Origin of the sequence: Mesobacillus maritimus (assembly GCF_019749255.1) — a bacterium.
In the GTDB taxonomy this organism is placed as follows: domain Bacteria; phylum Bacillota; class Bacilli; order Bacillales; family Cytobacillaceae; genus Mesobacillus_B; species Mesobacillus_B maritimus_A.
Genome location: NZ_JACWFH010000020.1, coordinates 51077 through 67045, shown reverse-complemented (window position 1 = coordinate 67045; position 15969 = coordinate 51077). Strand labels below are relative to the sequence as shown.

Annotated in this window: 16 protein-coding genes; 4 read left to right on the top strand and 12 right to left on the bottom strand. The window is 39.3% G+C overall.

Annotated features, from left to right (window positions below; all coding sequences use genetic code 11):
* Positions 1-15: 15 nt before the first annotated feature.
* The 6 genes from norA to H0185_RS15605 form a co-directional block, all read right to left on the bottom strand.
* Entirely contained in the window at positions 16-1197 is a 1182-nt protein-coding gene (norA, locus tag H0185_RS15630; RefSeq protein WP_221874444.1) for a multidrug efflux MFS transporter NorA, read from the bottom strand.
* Between the two features lie 379 nt (positions 1198-1576).
* Positions 1577-2485 (bottom strand): sensor histidine kinase, encoded by a 909-nt coding sequence (locus H0185_RS15625; protein ID WP_221874443.1) that lies wholly within the window; start codon positions 2483-2485, stop codon positions 1577-1579.
* A gap of 19 nt (positions 2486-2504) precedes the next feature.
* Complete coding sequence (locus tag H0185_RS15620; protein WP_221874442.1) at positions 2505-3176, bottom strand: response regulator transcription factor; 672 nt, start codon at positions 3174-3176, stop codon at positions 2505-2507.
* A gap of 11 nt (positions 3177-3187) precedes the next feature.
* Positions 3188-3967 (bottom strand): ABC transporter permease, encoded by a 780-nt coding sequence (locus H0185_RS15615; protein ID WP_221874441.1) that lies wholly within the window; start codon positions 3965-3967, stop codon positions 3188-3190.
* Positions 3960-4877 carry an ATP-binding cassette domain-containing protein gene (locus H0185_RS15610; RefSeq protein WP_221874440.1) on the bottom strand — a complete coding sequence of 306 codons (918 nt, stop codon included), beginning with the start codon at positions 4875-4877 and terminating at the stop codon, positions 3960-3962. The genes H0185_RS15615 and H0185_RS15610 overlap by 8 nt, the downstream gene beginning before the upstream one ends.
* 365 nt (positions 4878-5242) lie before the next feature.
* Positions 5243-6208 (bottom strand): DMT family transporter, encoded by a 966-nt coding sequence (locus tag H0185_RS15605; protein ID WP_221874439.1) that lies wholly within the window; start codon positions 6206-6208, stop codon positions 5243-5245.
* 147 nt (positions 6209-6355) lie between these two features.
* On the opposite strand from H0185_RS15605, the gene H0185_RS15600 reads away from it, so the two are divergent.
* Complete coding sequence (locus tag H0185_RS15600) at positions 6356-7207, top strand: LysR family transcriptional regulator (RefSeq protein ID WP_221874462.1); 852 nt, start codon at positions 6356-6358, stop codon at positions 7205-7207.
* Between the two features lie 65 nt (positions 7208-7272).
* Here the strand turns inward: H0185_RS15600 and H0185_RS15595 are convergent, their stop codons facing one another.
* The gene (locus H0185_RS15595) at positions 7273-8469 is read right to left on the bottom strand and encodes a M20 family metallopeptidase (protein ID WP_221874438.1); all 1197 of its coding nucleotides are present in this window, start codon (positions 8467-8469) and stop codon (positions 7273-7275) included.
* A 368-nt stretch (positions 8470-8837) separates the two neighbouring features.
* Here H0185_RS15595 and H0185_RS15590 point away from each other — a divergent pair, with 368 nt between their 5' ends.
* From H0185_RS15590 to H0185_RS15580, 3 genes are read left to right on the top strand one after another with little or no spacing between them, the layout of a single operon-like run.
* Complete coding sequence (locus H0185_RS15590; RefSeq protein ID WP_221874437.1) at positions 8838-10361, top strand: spore germination protein; 1524 nt, start codon at positions 8838-8840, stop codon at positions 10359-10361.
* A gap of 24 nt (positions 10362-10385) precedes the next feature.
* Positions 10386-11477: a Ger(x)C family spore germination protein gene (locus H0185_RS15585; RefSeq protein WP_221874436.1), complete on the top strand. Its 1092-nt coding sequence runs from the start codon at positions 10386-10388 to the stop codon at positions 11475-11477.
* A gap of 19 nt (positions 11478-11496) precedes the next feature.
* Entirely contained in the window at positions 11497-12618 is a 1122-nt protein-coding gene (locus H0185_RS15580; protein ID WP_221874435.1) for a GerAB/ArcD/ProY family transporter, read from the top strand.
* Between the two features lie 28 nt (positions 12619-12646).
* Here H0185_RS15580 and wrbA read toward each other — a convergent pair whose 3' ends face one another.
* From wrbA to H0185_RS24075, 5 genes are all read right to left on the bottom strand, one after another.
* Positions 12647-13258 (bottom strand): NAD(P)H:quinone oxidoreductase, encoded by a 612-nt coding sequence (wrbA, locus tag H0185_RS15575; RefSeq protein ID WP_221874434.1) that lies wholly within the window; start codon positions 13256-13258, stop codon positions 12647-12649.
* 103 nt (positions 13259-13361) lie between these two features.
* Complete coding sequence (locus tag H0185_RS15570; RefSeq protein ID WP_221874433.1) at positions 13362-13964, bottom strand: alpha/beta hydrolase; 603 nt, start codon at positions 13962-13964, stop codon at positions 13362-13364.
* 94 nt (positions 13965-14058) lie between these two features.
* Positions 14059-14997, bottom strand: a complete 939-nt coding sequence (locus tag H0185_RS15565) for a ring-cleaving dioxygenase (protein WP_221874432.1) — start codon at positions 14995-14997, stop codon at positions 14059-14061.
* A gap of 274 nt (positions 14998-15271) precedes the next feature.
* Positions 15272-15463, bottom strand: coding sequence for a hypothetical protein (locus H0185_RS15560; protein ID WP_221874431.1), 192 nt, complete (start codon positions 15461-15463; stop codon positions 15272-15274).
* Positions 15464-15684: 221 nt separating this feature from the next.
* A complete protein-coding gene (locus tag H0185_RS24075; protein ID WP_246629227.1) occupies positions 15685-15894 on the bottom strand; it encodes a hypothetical protein in 210 nt (69 codons plus the stop codon).
* Between the last annotated feature and the right edge of the window lie 75 nt (positions 15895-15969).

The window sequence follows — 15969 nt, the reverse complement described above, 5'->3', positions numbered from 1 at the left end:
CTTAACTCAAATTTCTTATACGGCCGCTCTCTGCTTAACAGGGACAGGTTTCTTCCAAAGCATCGTTAATCCAATCCCTACGATTAAGATCACCGTCGCAAAATAATATGGAAAATTTACATCGATATCGAATAACATTCCACCGATAATCGGACCAAAAATATTCGCTAAACTAGTGAACATCGAGTTCATTCCACCGACAAATCCTTGTTCATTCCCGGCAATATTGGAAAGATAAGATGTGACTGCTGGACGAAATAAGTCAAAACCAACAAATACGATGAACGTCACTAGTAAAATCGCAAAATAGGAATGAACCACTGTCATCATAAAGACAAGGACAGCTGATAAAATCAAGCAATACCGAATCAGCTTGATTTCGCCCCAAATTCGGGTGAGCCGATCAAACAAAATAACCTGCGCAATCGCACCAAAAAGGGCCCCACCTGTGATGACAATGGCAATATCAGTAGGTGTAAATTGAAATTTATGATCAACAAATAAACTAAAAAACGATTCAAAAGCTGCCAACCCAAACGAAGCAATAAAAATCAACACCAACGGAATAAAGTATAACGGAGTAAAAATTCGCCTCATCCCCGCTTTCTCCATGGAAACAGACGTTTCCTCTTCCTCTTCTAATCGTTGTGGTTCTGTTAATAACAGAATCGATAAGATCCCCGCAACGGTGCCGAGCCCACCAGCAAAGAAGAACGGAACCCTCGTGCCAAAGTCAGCTAAAAACCCACCGATGCCCGGACCAATGATAAATCCTGTACTAATTGCGGCTGACATGTATCCTAGTGCTTTCGGCCGGGTCTCTCTTGTCGTTATATCCGCAATAAAAGCCGTGACCGCTGGCATAATGAATGCCGCACTAATTCCCCCTAAAATACGTGACACAAACAATACCTCAATTTCTTTCCCTAACCCAAACAATAATTCAGAGAATCCGAAAAGAAATAATCCGATGACAATCATGATTTTACGACCATATTTGTCAGCCGCTTTGCCCGCAAAAGGTGAACAGACTAATTGTGCAATCGCAAAGGCGGCCGTTAAATACCCAATGACCGTCCCCGTGATGCCTAGCTCATTCATCAGCGTTGGCATCACCGGAATCACAAGGCCAATCCCTAAAAAGGCAATGAACAAATTCATTAACAACAAGCTTAACGTAACTTTATATGATCTCATTTTTCCATCCCCTTAACAAAAAAACTGAATTACACTTAAAACAAGCCCTTTTAAGAATGAAAAAGTCATACCATATAAATCGGAACGGCCTAAAAAAAGGCCGCTCCCGTAATGTATGAAAATTCAATACCTTATTCAAATGAAAAAGAGGCCAAACGCTCCAAAAATAGATTTTAGGTCGTTTGGCATGTTCGTTCTTAATTTAAATGATAATCCTCTTTTAGATTATAGCGGTTTTTTGATTTATAGTATAGTGAAAAATAAAGGGAAATAGCACTAAAATTGAGATTCCCAGACGAAAAAAAGGGTACACCTGGTAGGGCAAATTATTTCGGGGAGAGAAATATAAATTAAATATAAATTGATAGTAAGAAAAGAATTACCTCCGAATCAGGTTAAGCGGAAGATGAATAGTAAGAATAAACCATTGATGATCCAACTCAGCATCCATTTTCCCCTGCATCTTCTCAACTAACTTTTTCGACAAATACAACCCCAACCCACTCGCTTCTGTATTCGTCCGACTGGTTACTTCTGTATAAAACCGCAGGAACACTTTCTCTACCGACACTTTACTATCTGGTTTTATGTCATTTTTAATCGTAAGAACTAGAAAATTCTCCTCGGTTTCATAGCTGACAACCGCTTTGCTTTTAGCATAACGAAGGATATTTTGAACGATATTTTGCAGAACACGCAAAAGTAATAATGGGTCGGCAATAATTTGCGTGTTTTGTGATTGCTCAGGAAAATTTAGCTCGATGTGTTTTTCTTCAAATTGTTCATAAAAAGACAGAAACACTTCCTCGACCAAGTTGGAGATACTAATGGAAGATACGTTCATTTCTTTCTGATTCGTTTCCATACGCGCAATATCATAAAATTGATCGGTCATTTCTATGAGTCGGTTGACCGACTGTTGAATGATATTTCGATAGTTCTCCCTTTTGCTTTCGTCTGAAGTCGTTCGTAAAAGTTGAACATAGCCGTTAATGGACGTAAGCGGGGTTCGCAAATCATGAGAAAGGCCCGCGATTGACAGCTTCACATTCTCTTCCATTTGTTTAGCTTGCCTGCTTTTGTTTTCAAATTCATCCACCATGGCATTCAATTCTTCCACTAGCTCCATTAAAGTGTTCTCCCGAAACTCAAGCGAGAGCCTACTACCAAAGCTGGATCTCGAAGGCAAGTCCTTGACAGCTTGTTTCAATTTCCGCAATTCCTTTTTTAAGAAATACAGATAAAAAAGAAGCGCAAAAAGCAGGAAGACAAAAATCCATCCCCACATTCCATTCACGCTCCTTTCGCTAATCAAATTTAAATCCGATGCCCCACACCGTTTTAATATAGTTTGTTTCCTCAGTATTTAGTTTATTTCTCAGATTGCTAATATGCATATTCACGGTCTTAACGCCGTCAAAATATGGTTCCTTCCAAACACTTTCATAGAGATTAGCACGACTGAATACTTTTTCGGGATTCTCTAGAAAGAGAATGAGAATCTCGAATTCGCGTCCAGTAAGATGAAGCAATTCGTCGTTTCTCTTCACATCACGCGTGTCTAAATTCACATAGATATTTTTATAATGAATTTCTTTCTTCAAGTCGACCGAAGAGATTGAGGTATGACGCAATTGAATGTGAATGCGCGCAAGCAGTTCGTTCACATCGAAAGGCTTTGTGATGTAATCATCTGCACCATTCAACAAAAGCTCGACTTTCTCGGTTTGCTCCTTTTTAGCCGAAATCACAATCACCGGAACTGTCGAGTGATTCCGGAGTTCTTGAAGAACTTCTTCTCCATTCATCCCCGGAAGCATCCTATCTAACAGAACTAAATCAACCTGATGGTGTTCAAACAATAACTTCCCTTCCGTCCCCGAATAGGCACTTATCGTTTGAAACCCTTGTAGAGTTAACGTTTCTTTGATTAGTGAATGAATTGCATTATCATCTTCAATAATTAATATGGTTGCCATAATCACCACACCTATTTGATATCTGTTGAGTTAAACTTAACCATTCCAATCGCAGATGTAAGCAAAATGGTGATCAGACTCACCAATGCCATTTCAGGGAATCTGGCGATGTCCGCTGGATGTGCAAAATTTGAATAAAACAAGAAACTTTCTGTAAACCAAAAAGTAATATGCTTAAAATGCTCAGTTTGCTGGAAGATTCCCGCACCAAAACCCGTTCCAATGGTATAGAGAAAACTCCAAATAAGCGAGCTGCCACTACTATTTGTTAGAAAACTAATCATCACATAAATTGAAACATTAGCCAAAATTAACAAATAGAGGGTACTAAACGATTTTATCGCAAACGGAACATAATCGCGAATCCCAGCCACTTCCCCGAAGCCATACACCATTGAATAGCCAATCATTCCAATTAGCGTCAAAAGCGTGACACCCACGAGCGTAAGGGATGAGGCCACTACTAATTTCGATAGATAATACTGCGTCCTGCTCCTTCCTAATGACAAGGCATTTCGAATCGTTCCATGTTGAAATTCTTCCCCAATAAAGAAACTTATAAATGCGCTCATCACAAGTAAAATCGTTAAGCCATTTTTTTCAATCATTAATACCCCTGTCGCCCCATTGATGACCGTATCAACCGCTTGGTTTAGTTCTGTTCCGTAATGAACCGCCAATCGGCTATTGGCAACTTGATAAATCGGGAACAAAGCAAAAATGCTAAGCACAATCCATAGTTTTTTACTTCGTATTAATTTGATTTTTTCAGCTGTTAGTAGATTAAGCACGGTAAGTTCCCCCTGTTAATTGTAAGAAAAAGTCTTCAAGTTTTTGTCTAGTTGTCCCGATTCGAAGTACGTTTACCTCTGCTAAAACCAACGAACGATTGATTTTCGCCACATCATCTAATCGTTCATAAATGTGAATGTCTGTTCCATTGATCACTTGATAATCTCTGATGCCTAATTCATCTAATACAACAACCGCTTTTTGGACCTCTGTTGTTTCTAGTTCGATGTATTGTCTTGTTTCGCGGGCTAGCTCTTCTTTTGAAAGTTCACGGATAAGTTTTCCATCATGCAAAATTCCATAATGAGTAGCAACTTGTGATAGCTCATCAAGCAAGTGACTAGAAAGCAGGACAGTCATTCCCCGTTCTTTGACTAATCGCACAATGATTTCACGCATTTCCACAATTCCTGCAGGATCTAACCCGTTCGTTGGTTCATCTAAAATTAAAAACTCGGGGTTCGTGATAAGCGTGCAGGCAATCGCCAAACGTTGACGCATGCCGAGAGAGAAGTTTTTCACTTTCTTTTTACCGGTATCCTTTAGGTTCATTAGCTGAAGAAGACTCTCAATTTCCCGGTTGCCTACACCTCCGTTGGCCGCTTGTACTCGTAAATTTTCTCGTGCTGTTAATTCAGGATAAAGAGCTGGAGTTTCAATGGATTGCCCCATTTTTCTTCGTGATTGTTGCAAGCCCCTCACGCCCGTTTCGCCAAACAATTCGATCTCACCCTCATTGAAGGAAATGAGCCCCATGATGGTGCGCATGAAGGTCGATTTTCCCGCGCCATTTTCCCCGATGAGGCCATAAATCATTCCTCGTTGTATTTCAATTGATACTTTATCAAGTGCTTTGTGTTTGCCATATAGTTTAGAAACATTGGTTGCTTTCAGGATAACCTCTGACATCAATCATCTTCCTTTCAGTGTTGATAAACTTAGAATAAACGAGAGGTATAAATAAATTGACTAGGAAAAGGTAAAAAAAGTGTAAAGAAAGTTGCCTTTTCTCCCCCGATTACTTGTGTGGTCAATATAGATAATTTACAAACAAGATTGACTACGCTTCATGTTTGTGGGAAAGCAGCTTCCCAGGAGAGTTTCGAAATAAGGAAGCGATTGAGTGCCTCTACATTATCTTTTTTAGGTACTTACTCTAGGCGTTCTTGTATATAACAGATAACCAGGCTACTTTAGTTAGATACACCAATCAAGACAATAAAAAAACGCCTTGCTCCCACATTGAACAATGTAGCACAAGACGCTTGCTTATTTTACGAAACCCTTTGATGCAAATTTGTTTGAACAGAATGTTTGACTGCTTTCTTTTGTAACCTGACAAATAGATTATTCGATACTAGCGATACAATGATAAGGACTGTTCCCACTAGGTCAAAGACTGTGACTTGATAACCTTGAACCACCGAAACCAAGAGCGTCGTGACAGGGACAAAGTTAATGAATAACAACGCATTGATTGGGGATAAAATGCTCACCCCAATGTTCCACCCAAGCAAGGCAATCAACCCTGGGAAAATAATCATAAACAATAAATGGGGGCTTGTCGCTAAGATCACTTCGCTTGTTGGGATGGAAATATACCCAACTACTGTTGCTCCAATCACCACGACAAGCGATGTCAACGTGCCCAGAATACAAGTGAGCGTCGAGTATCGTAATGCCGACCAACCGCTGAACTCACTTCCTCCCATTGTATAAATCACCCAGCCAACTACTGCAACGAAAATTAGCATCGTGGGAATAAAATCATCTGTTGCACGCAGAAAGGTACTCATCTCCCCTTTTGTTATCACACACATCGCACCGACAAAGGAGATGAGTACACATAGAAACGTGAAAACATGGGGACGTTTATGGAAAAACATCCAGACAATGACAATCGATATCATCGGCATCAATGATTCCATGATCGACGCAACCATGACCCCTGGTTCTCCTAATAAATCTTCTCCCCAAAAAATTAACAGATTGTAAACCGTAAAGGCCATTGTCCCGAAGAACCATAAATGGAACCCTTTGCCCTCCAACCGGAAAGCCTGCTTGCCTTCTTTCCAGAATAATAATGCAACCAAAATGATGGTTACCGCCCCATACCGAATCAATGTAAAATAAAAGGGATCAATATGTTTGAACGCTGCATGGGCAACTGGAAACATCGCCCCCCATGAAACAGCAGCAATAAAACATAAAATCGCTCCAAACAAAACATTTTTACTCACTTTACATCTGCCTACCTTCCTCAATCATAATAAATACATTATCTATTCTTTTTGGTATCGCGTAAAATGAATAATGATGATAATCAGCCATCACTTTTTGTGATATCATAGAACGATAGAAAAATAGACAGGGGAATGAAATACGAGATGGAATTTAAAGACTTAGAGATTTTTCAAGCGGTTGCGGAACATGGGACGATTACGGGCGCAGCCAAGGAGCTAAACTATGTACAATCGAATCTTACCGCTCGCATACATAAATTAGAAACAGAACTGAATACCCCCTTGTTCAATCGGCATCGTCGTGGGATGAGTTTAACACCTGAAGGAAAGAAACTCTTAACGTATAGTCAACAAATTTTATCGTTAACAGCCGAAATGAAACAAGCTGTTCAAAATCAAACAGAACCGTCCGGAAAATTAGAAATCGGAACAGTTGAAACGGTCATCCATTTACCTAAAATTCTATCTAGCTATATTAAAAACTATCAAAATGTTGATTTGTCTGTGTATACAGGGGTTACGGAAACCCTGCAAAGAGAAGTCCTACACCATAAGTTAGACGGGGCGTTCGTGACAGAATCAGATTTTCATCCGGATCTTGTTACGCACCAGGTATTTCAAGAAGAACTTGTGTTGATCTCAGATTCAGCCGCAAACTCCTTAGAAGAGTTGAAAGAGAAACCATTCTTATGTTTTAGCAAAGGGTGTGGGTACCGGGCGCGACTTGAAACATGGTATGAAGACCAAAACATCACTCCAAAAAGAGTGATGGAATTTGGTACATTAGAAACCATCTTACAAAGTGTTACCATGGGACTAGGTGTTACCTTCGTTCCAAAGTCAGCTGTCACCCATATGGAACAAAATGGACTCATCAAATGTCATTCCCTGCCCCAAAAATACAGCACGATTAAAACGGTGTTTATCAGAAGAGCCGATACCTATTTAACAACAACCATCGCAAAATTTATTGAAACGATTGAATCAAATAAATAGCTTTCTGCTCGCTTGTAATAATCCTCCACCAGAAAAACGGGAACCGTATCGCATTCCCGTTTTTTCTAGTTTTCGCTTCCATCACAATAAGAAGCGACCACAGCGGCCATTGCTTTTGCACTGATGAGTAAGCTTTTTTCATTAATTTCAAATTTAGGATGATGATGTGGGTAAGCTTCCCCTGTTTCAGGAGCTGCACCGACATAGAAGAAACATCCTGGTACTTTTTCAAGATAGTAAGCAAAATCTTCCGAAGGCGGCTGTGGCGGTGTTTCCAAAACTGCCTCCACTTCTGGGATTGAAGCTTGCTCTAAAGCTTGTCTCACCTGCTCCGTTATTTCAGGATCATTATAAAGCACTGGATAGTCATTCTTATATTCAAGGACCGCTTTTACTCCATACATTTTTTCGATTCCTTCCGCAATGGTTCGCACTTCTGTTTCAACCATTTCTCTGGTCTCCGGAGACATGGTTCGGACATCTCCTTCAATCGTGACGCTATCTTTGATGACATTAAAGGATCCTTTCCCATCAAAATTCCCAATCGTCACTGAAGCAGGATCAAATGGATTGATTCGCCGGCTTACAATGGTTTGTAGATTCATCACAAACGAGCTTCCTGCCACAATCGCATCGTTCGCCAAATGCGGGGATGACCCATGACCGCCTTTCCCCTGAATCACTATCTTAAAATAAGCTCTTCCAGTTTGTGTGTTTCCGCTTCGATAATAAATAGTACCTGTTTTCATGTTCGACATCACATGAATTCCTAAGATCGCGTCAACCCCATCCAGGACGCCTGCTTTAATCATCCCGATTGCTCCACCAGGTGGGGTTTCTTCTGCTGGTTGGTGTATGACTTTAATGGTGCCAGCTAATTGGTCTTTAAGCTCCGCTAGTGTCTCCGCTAAAATCAACATGTAAGCAGTATGAGCATCATGTCCGCAAGCATGCATCACGCCTTCATTTTTTGAAGCAAAAGATAGCCCCGTTTCTTCCTTAATTGGCAGTGCGTCGAAATCAGCTCGAATGGCAATTGTTTTTCCGGGTTTTGATCCTTTAATGGTCACAACAATCCCTCGTTCACCACCATAGTTCGTCTCCACTGAATCCACTGGAACATTCTGATAAAAATCTGCAATATAAGCCGCCGTTTGTTCTTCTTGGAAAGAAAGTTCAGGATGTTCATGAAGATAGCGGCGAATCTCAATGATTCGTTTCTTTTTTTCATCTAGTTTTTTCATAATTTCGTCTCGTAACATGCCGACAGTCTCCCTTCTTTTCATTAATAGGTTCTGCTTGCCTGAGTGGTTCGTCCATTTTTCGATTCCGCTACAGTTTTCTTCTATTCCCTATATCACAATAGCATCTCCTATTTTCCAGGGGAAGGTTTAGATGTTATCTAAAAGAACCATTCTAAAAATACTAGTGCACAAGAGTGTAAATTTTTTCACAATTCCAACCCTCCAATAACACACACCAACTATTAAAAAAAACCGCGAGCGTATTGAAAAAGCACAAGACGGTCCGAATAAAATTTTGTTCATTTCCTTATTTTGAACATAATTCTAATTCTATTGTAAGATACTACCAGTACGATTTGTATTTTTGTGCGAGATTAGGTGGAGTTATGTTTAGAAAGCGAAGAGGCAAACAATTGCCCAAAAGAAGATATGATACGGTAGATAAAACAATCAGCGATGTGTTTGAAAGGGCTAAGAAATCAAGCGATTTTACAACGATCTCGCTACTTGAAGAAGAACATCTATTACAAATCAGTTTTTATAAAACACTAATCGACCCCAGCATCCTACAAAAGTCGGTACTGCCTTTTATTAAGGAAAAGGCTTCTGCCATAAAGGAGCTGACTGATCTTACGGAAATAATCCCAATCGAAGGGATTACATTCACAAAAGATTACCATGAGGTTGAAAAAGCCCTTCATGAAGGTTCAGTTGTGGTCTATTTTAAGGATAAAAAAGACGAATTCGCCCTGCTTAATATTAGTTATGCTCGGTTGGGGCAACGCGAAACCAATGACACCCAAAACGAATTTAGTGTACTTGGACCGAAGATTGGTTTTATCGAAGACCTTTCAACAAACCTACATTTATTAAGAGACCACCTTGGTACTTCCGACCTGATCTTTGAAGAGATAATAGTGGGGTCGAGAACAAAAACAAAGGCCGTCATTGCCTATTTAGACGGCGTTACAAATCCAACTTATATAGACACCGCAAAACAGCGAATAAAGGAACTTGATGTCGATGTTTCCTTTGACAATACTCAACTAGAACAGTTGATTTCAGACAATACGAGAACTCCTTTTCCATTATTTATCACAACAGAGCGTGTAGACAGAACAGTAGGATCCCTTCTGCAAGGACAAATTGTAGTGATAGGTGATAAATCTTCCTATGCGATCATCGGACCGGTCACTCTGATGGAGTTTTTTTCAAACCCGGAGGATTACTACCTCCCATCTATTGTTGCATCGTTTTTTAAATTGATTCGAATCTTTGGAATGATGTTTTCAATTTTTGCTAGTGCCTTTTATATCGCAGTCTTTACTTTTCACTTTGAGGTAGTCCCAAAGGATTTATTAGGTCCGATTATCTATTCACGGGCAAACGTGCCTTTTCCTCCTGTCATCGAGGTGTTATTTCTGGAGATTACGATTGACTTACTGAGAGAAGCAGGGGCAAGGCTACCAACCAAAATTGGCCAAACTCTTGGAATTGTTGGGGGTATCGTTATTGGTCAGGCAACTGTTGAAGCGGCACTTACGAGTAATATTTTATTAATTATTGTCGCGCTTGCAGCTTTGTCTTCTTTCACCACTCCCATTTATAAAATGTCCAATGCCGTACGATTGTTACGATATCCATTTATCCTAATGGCTGCTATTTGGGGTGGATTAGGGATTTATGTAGGTTTAATTTTATTGATTACGCATTTATCCCGCTTAAAATCATTAGGCGCCCCCTATCTTCTCCCACTTTTTCCTTATCGAAAAGGAGGAGTCGTTGGCTCTTTTGTAAGGCCCAATTATCTTAACTACAACAAGCGTCCTCGGTATTTAAAGCCTTTAAGTTTAAAGAGATTCTTTCCAGCAAACGATAAAGACCCAGATGGAGATCTAAATACCGAATAATTTTCGAAAAAGGCTGGATATCAAATGAAAAAAACGAAAAAGCATCTTATTTTTTTCTTCATTCTAGTTTGTATCGTCAGTTTATTGGGCTGCAATCGAACGAGAATTATTGACAAAATTAGTATTGTTCATGTATTTGGCTTCGATCAAGCAGATAATGGAGAATTAGTTGGTACTGCGTTATTCCCTCAATACACCAAAAGCAAAAGCAGTGATCAAATTGAATATTTAGAGGAACAAGCATCTTCAAGTGTTCTCTTTGTTCCTAAAATGGCGGCACATACCAGCACTCCAGTTGAACTTTCAAAGATCAGGGTGTTGTTATTTGGGAAAAAGTACGCTGAAGCAGGCATCCAGGATATGGTCGACCGCTTTATGACAACTCCGCAGCTAGGGACGAATATTCATATTGCCGTATCTACACATTCTGCTAGGGAAACGTTAAACACGTTTAAAAAGGAAAAATCCCTTACCTTAGCTGATCGGATTGAACATAATATGCAAGGACAGAGTCTTCCGACGATGAACCTCCATGTTTTTTTAAATCACTTTTATGGAGAAGGTATGGATGCTTACGTTCCGATGATCAACATAGATGAAAAAGATATGGTAAGTGTAGAAGGAATGGGCGTATTTAAGGGGGACAAATTTAAGCTCCAGTTAGATTCAGAACAAACTGCTCTATTTTCCATTCTTGAAGATTATCGCTCACAAGCAACTTTTAAAATCCCTCTAGATGAGAGGAATCGAAGTGAAATCATTATTATAAAGGCATTCCGAAGTAAGAGCAAATGGGATTGGAATCCGAAGAAGAAACAAATGAACCTACGTTTACAGCTAGAAATGACCATGTCTCAGCACCCACGTAAATATAATCTTGAAAAAGTTCAAGAAATTAACAAGATAAAGAAATTAATTGGTACAAACTTAGAAAAAGGGATTAGGGATTTGCTGTTAACCTTTAAAGAATATGAGGTGGATCCCCTTGGAATTGGAAATATCGTGCGTTCCAAGGATCGAAACTGGGATGAAGCAAGTTTTTATCAACTCTATCCAACCTTACCAATCCATGTAGACGTGAACTTACAAATCATACATTCTGGCCTTGAGAGCTAACTTATTAGGATGGATTCTTATGAACTCAATCGTGAAAGAAAATAAAATGGTATCACCCTACTTTCTGTTCTTTCTAATCCATAGTACACAAACAGGGATTGGTGTTTTAAAATTTCAAGCACACATCATTAAGGGTGCAAAGCATGATGCATGGATCTCTGTTTTGTCATTTGGTTTACTCTTGCATGTAGTCTTTTTCATGATGCTGTTTATCCTAAAACAGTCAAGTAATGGAGACATCCTCTCCTTTCACAAAGACGTTTTTGGAAAATTGCTTGGTGGTACCTTAAATATTCTCCTTGCGGGATATTTTTCACTCTTTAGTTTATTCACGTTACATAACTATATTGATATTCTCCCGATTTGGGTATTTGATGGAATTGCTCCCTGGGAGTATTTCTTGCTTCTATCTGTCATTATCCTATACATTGTTTCAGGCGGCTTTAGGGTTGTAACCTCAATATCTTTTTGGGGTGTAATTATCCCAAGCTTTTTACTGCTTTCTCTATTATATTTACTTAGTTACGCTGAGGTTTCCTATCTCTCACCCGTTTTTCATTATGGAGTAAAGGACTATCTCATCTCGACGAAAGAAGCTGCACCTATCTTTCTCGGATTTGAGACTGTACTCGTTTTTTTTCCATTTATTAAAGACCGAGAAAAGTCTGGAAAATGGGGGCACATCGCTTTACTTTATACAACCATCTTATACACAACAATCACACTCATTACCTTTATGTTTTTTTCCCAAGGCAAGTTGGAACATTTAACATGGCCCACTTTGACCATGATAAAAATTATTACTTTTCCATTTTTAGAGCGTTTTGAGTTTATTTTTATTTTCACCTGGCTACTAGTCGTGATGCCTGTGATATGTGTGAATCTATGGTCGGCCATTAGGAGCATTAAATTAACAATTCCTAAGACAAAACCAACCTACTTATTAGTAGGATTTCTCATCATGTTTTTCTTTGTTAATCTCCAGATCGATGAAATCCAATATGCTAACCTTTTTGCCAAAATCGTTATCTATTGCGGACTCATCTTTTTATTTGGTTATATTCCATTCTTGTTTTTGATTGCCGTTGTTCGGAAAAAGCTGAAAAAAGTGACGCAAACGGTGACAGGCACCTCCCAATAACTGGGAGGTGCCTGTCACCGTTTTGGTTCTATTGATTCCCCTTCTTAACCCATTCCGCTACAGTTACTGTACGTTTTGCTTGGTGTTTGACTGCTGCTTGAACATCCTCAATCATCTTTCCATCCTGGCCAACGGTTACACTTGTACCATATGGATTTCCTCCTGCTGCAAATAGAACTGGATCGGTATAGCCTGGAGTTGCAATAATTGCACCCCAATGCATCATCGATGTGTACAAGGAAAGAAGTGTAGCTTCCTGACCACCATGTGGATTTTGTGCAGAAGTCATCGCGCTGACAACTTTGTTCACTGTTTTTCCTGTTGCCCATAGTCCACCTTGTGTATCTAGGAACTGCTTCATTTGTGAAGGCATGTTTCCGAATCGAGTTGGGGCACTAAAGATAATCGCATCTGCCCATTCAATATCTTCCCCTGTTGCAACTGGAACATCTTTCGTTGCTTCTACCGTGTTTTTCCATCCTTCATTTCCTTCTATAACAGAATCAGGTGCTAATTCTTGTACTTTTACGACTCTAACTTCAGCACCCGCTTCTTTTGCTCCTTCTTCAGCCCATTTTGCTAATTGATAATTTGTTCCACCCATGCTATAAAATACAACTGCTAATTTAACTTTTTCCATTTTCTCTGTCTCCTTTTTGTTTGATTTCCCAAATAAATTGGATAAAAAACTCATTTTTGTACTCCTCCTCTAGATGCTTGTTCTTTGCTTTGTTATGAAACATTTATAAACTTTTGTACCACTGTGCCGCAGCTTCCACTTCCGGAAGAGTAAGTTGATGACCATAGTTTTCCCAATGTAACTCAACGACCGCTTTCGCCTTTGTTAACATATCCTGTAATTCTGATGATTCTAGCGGTGAACAGATTGGATCATTCGTACCTGCGGCAATAAATACATACTTCCCGGTTAAATTAGGAAGTTCAATGCCTTTCCGTGGCACCATTGGGTGATGCAAAATCGCTCCCATCAATGCATCTTGATAATGAAACAATAAACTCGCGGCAATATTCGCTCCATTTGAATAGCCAATGGCCATAATTTTATCGCGATCAAACCCATATTTTTCCGCAGCCTCATCGAGAAACTCATGTAATTCTTTTGTACGGAAAATCAAGTCCTCTTCGTCAAAAACCCCTTCAGCTAATCTGCGAAAGAATCGAGGCATACCGTTTTCTAGTACATTTCCTCTTACACTCAATACATTGGCTTCTTTATCAATTCTTTCTGCAAGGGGAAGCAAGTCTAACTCGTTTCCTCCGGTTCCATGCAATAATAATAAGGTCGGTTTGGACGGGTCTTTCCCTTTTTGAAATATGTGTTTCATTATGAATCTCCTTTCCTAAACGCAGCATAACCCCAGGTAAAATCGCTTATAAACAACCAAAGGGTACTAGATGTGCGGTGTTTCCAGCTATCTATCAATCTAACACTCTAACTTCGATTGGCAGCAATTCTCTCTCAAGCTGCTCTCGATGTGGTTCATATTGTGCTGGTAACATCAATTGTTTCCCCATCGTATCGGGCGATTCATCATGTGCAAATCCAGGTGGGTCAGTGGCAATTTCAAAAAGGATTTCCCCATGCTCTCTAAAATAAATCGCGTTAAAGTAGTTACGATCCCGGACGGCAGTAACCCCATAGCCACTCGCTGCAACAAACTTTTGCCAATCTAATTGATCTTGGTCATCTTCTGCTCTCCAGGCAATATGGTGCACCGTTCCTACCCCCATTTGCCCACGTCCAACCGTAGTTAATTTTAGGTCAATGATATTTCCAATATCACCAGTTGAACGATAACGAGCGAATTCTCCTTCTTTCCCAACCAACTCAAGTCCCATAATTTTTTCTAACAATTCTCCTGTTTTATCAGGGCGAGTTGAATATAGAGTCGCTCCTCCAAAACCTTTGATTGCGACTTCAGGCACTACCTCACCGAAATTCCAATTATTGTTTTCGCCTTCTTCTCTTTCAACAATTTCCAAATGTAGGCCATGTGGATCATCAAATACGATTGATTGTTCTCCAAAACGCTCCATTTTAGAAAAAGAAACGCCAAACTTTGCAAGTCTCTTCTCCCAAAATGCCATGCTACCTTTAGGAACAACATAAGAAGTAACACCTACTTGGCCATCTCCGATTTTCCCCTGATAAGCATTCGCCCACGGGAAAAAGGTTATGATCGTACCCGGTTTTCCACCCTCATCACCAAAGTAAAGATGATACGTACCTGGGTCATCAAAATTTACTGTCTGTTTCACCAAACGCAGACCCAAAACACCGGCGTAAAAATCAACATTCTCTTGTGGATGACCAACGATGGCAGTGATGTGGTGAATCCCCATTGTTTTCTTTCCCATTTTTAAACAACTCCTTTTTATCAAGATCAGCAATCAACTAAGCACTGTTCACAAAACCACATCAAAACTAATGAATCATCTATTTGAAAAGCGATCCATATTATCCTATTTTTAAATATTTTTAATTCGAGATATTAGTCCAAAAAAAATCTTTAGAATTTGAACCAAACGCATTGTTAGGTCTTATGGGGTCCGTACATATATCTCGAAATCATTTATCTTGAATATGAGATAATAGTAATACGTAATACTATTTTTGTCAACACTCTAATTTTCACTTATGCTTTTCGTATAATAAGTAGAAGTTCTTACGCAACTCACTGTCGCTGATCGCTAGCCTTACTGATAAGTCTTCTGATCGTAAGACAAACTCTTTGATTCCGATGAATTCTGATTCAGCTATTAAATAGAATTGCGTTCCTTTTTTTATCCCTTTAAAATTCTTCTTTAACTTATATCTTTTCATACTCTGCCCCACCATTATTCTCATCACCATCTTATCGCAAAACCATGATACTTTACACTTACAAAATCAGTTCTCCCCTTTATCTATTTTCCTTAGCACATATCCATTTTTACTTTTATGTTTGAAACTTTATGGAATTTATTAATTCCATGAAATGAAGCGTTAATCCTTCTTGGACTAACGCTTCATGTATACTCCTATTCAATTTAAACAAGCACAAGTTAGCGTGATGTTTTCGGCGGTTGACACACTTCACATTTACGCTGGTGATTATCTTTAAATTTCTTAAAAGTTTTTTCAAAATTGCTCCCACATGAACATTTAAATAATAACTTTTGAGAAAATCCGTGATATTCCGTCGTCAATAACTTGCTTTCCGAATTCTTCTCAACAAATTCTTTAATTTTATCAATGGTCCATCGCTTATTCATTTTCTTATCCCTCCATATTTTTCACTAGGCGGAGGCTGTTCGTGGCATCCGTTACAATTATGAGCAAAAGTAGTC

What these genes read in the sequence shown, in the direction of transcription:
- H0185_RS15595 (WP_221874438.1), bottom strand. Translation starts at nt 8,469, where the DNA reads ATGTTACGAGACGAAATTATGAAAAAACTAGATGAAAAAAAGAAACGA.
- norA (WP_221874444.1), bottom strand. Translation starts at nt 1,197, where the DNA reads ATGAGATCATATAAAGTTACGTTAAGCTTGTTGTTAATGAATTTGTTC.
- H0185_RS15565 (WP_221874432.1), bottom strand. Translation starts at nt 14,997, where the DNA reads ATGGGAAAGAAAACAATGGGGATTCACCACATCACTGCCATCGTTGGT.
- H0185_RS15590 (WP_221874437.1), top strand. Translation starts at nt 8,838, where the DNA reads ATGTTTAGAAAGCGAAGAGGCAAACAATTGCCCAAAAGAAGATATGAT.
- H0185_RS15600 (WP_221874462.1), top strand. Translation starts at nt 6,356, where the DNA reads ATGGAATTTAAAGACTTAGAGATTTTTCAAGCGGTTGCGGAACATGGG.
- H0185_RS15620 (WP_221874442.1), bottom strand. Translation starts at nt 3,176, where the DNA reads ATGGCAACCATATTAATTATTGAAGATGATAATGCAATTCATTCACTA.
- H0185_RS15560 (WP_221874431.1), bottom strand. Translation starts at nt 15,463, where the DNA reads ATGAAAAGATATAAGTTAAAGAAGAATTTTAAAGGGATAAAAAAAGGA.
- H0185_RS24075 (WP_246629227.1), bottom strand. Translation starts at nt 15,894, where the DNA reads ATGAATAAGCGATGGACCATTGATAAAATTAAAGAATTTGTTGAGAAG.
- wrbA (WP_221874434.1), bottom strand. Translation starts at nt 13,258, where the DNA reads ATGGAAAAAGTTAAATTAGCAGTTGTATTTTATAGCATGGGTGGAACA.
- H0185_RS15625 (WP_221874443.1), bottom strand. Translation starts at nt 2,485, where the DNA reads ATGTGGGGATGGATTTTTGTCTTCCTGCTTTTTGCGCTTCTTTTTTAT.
- H0185_RS15580 (WP_221874435.1), top strand. Translation starts at nt 11,497, where the DNA reads ATGAACTCAATCGTGAAAGAAAATAAAATGGTATCACCCTACTTTCTG.
- H0185_RS15570 (WP_221874433.1), bottom strand. Translation starts at nt 13,964, where the DNA reads ATGAAACACATATTTCAAAAAGGGAAAGACCCGTCCAAACCGACCTTA.
- H0185_RS15610 (WP_221874440.1), bottom strand. Translation starts at nt 4,877, where the DNA reads ATGTCAGAGGTTATCCTGAAAGCAACCAATGTTTCTAAACTATATGGC.
- H0185_RS15585 (WP_221874436.1), top strand. Translation starts at nt 10,386, where the DNA reads ATGAAAAAAACGAAAAAGCATCTTATTTTTTTCTTCATTCTAGTTTGT.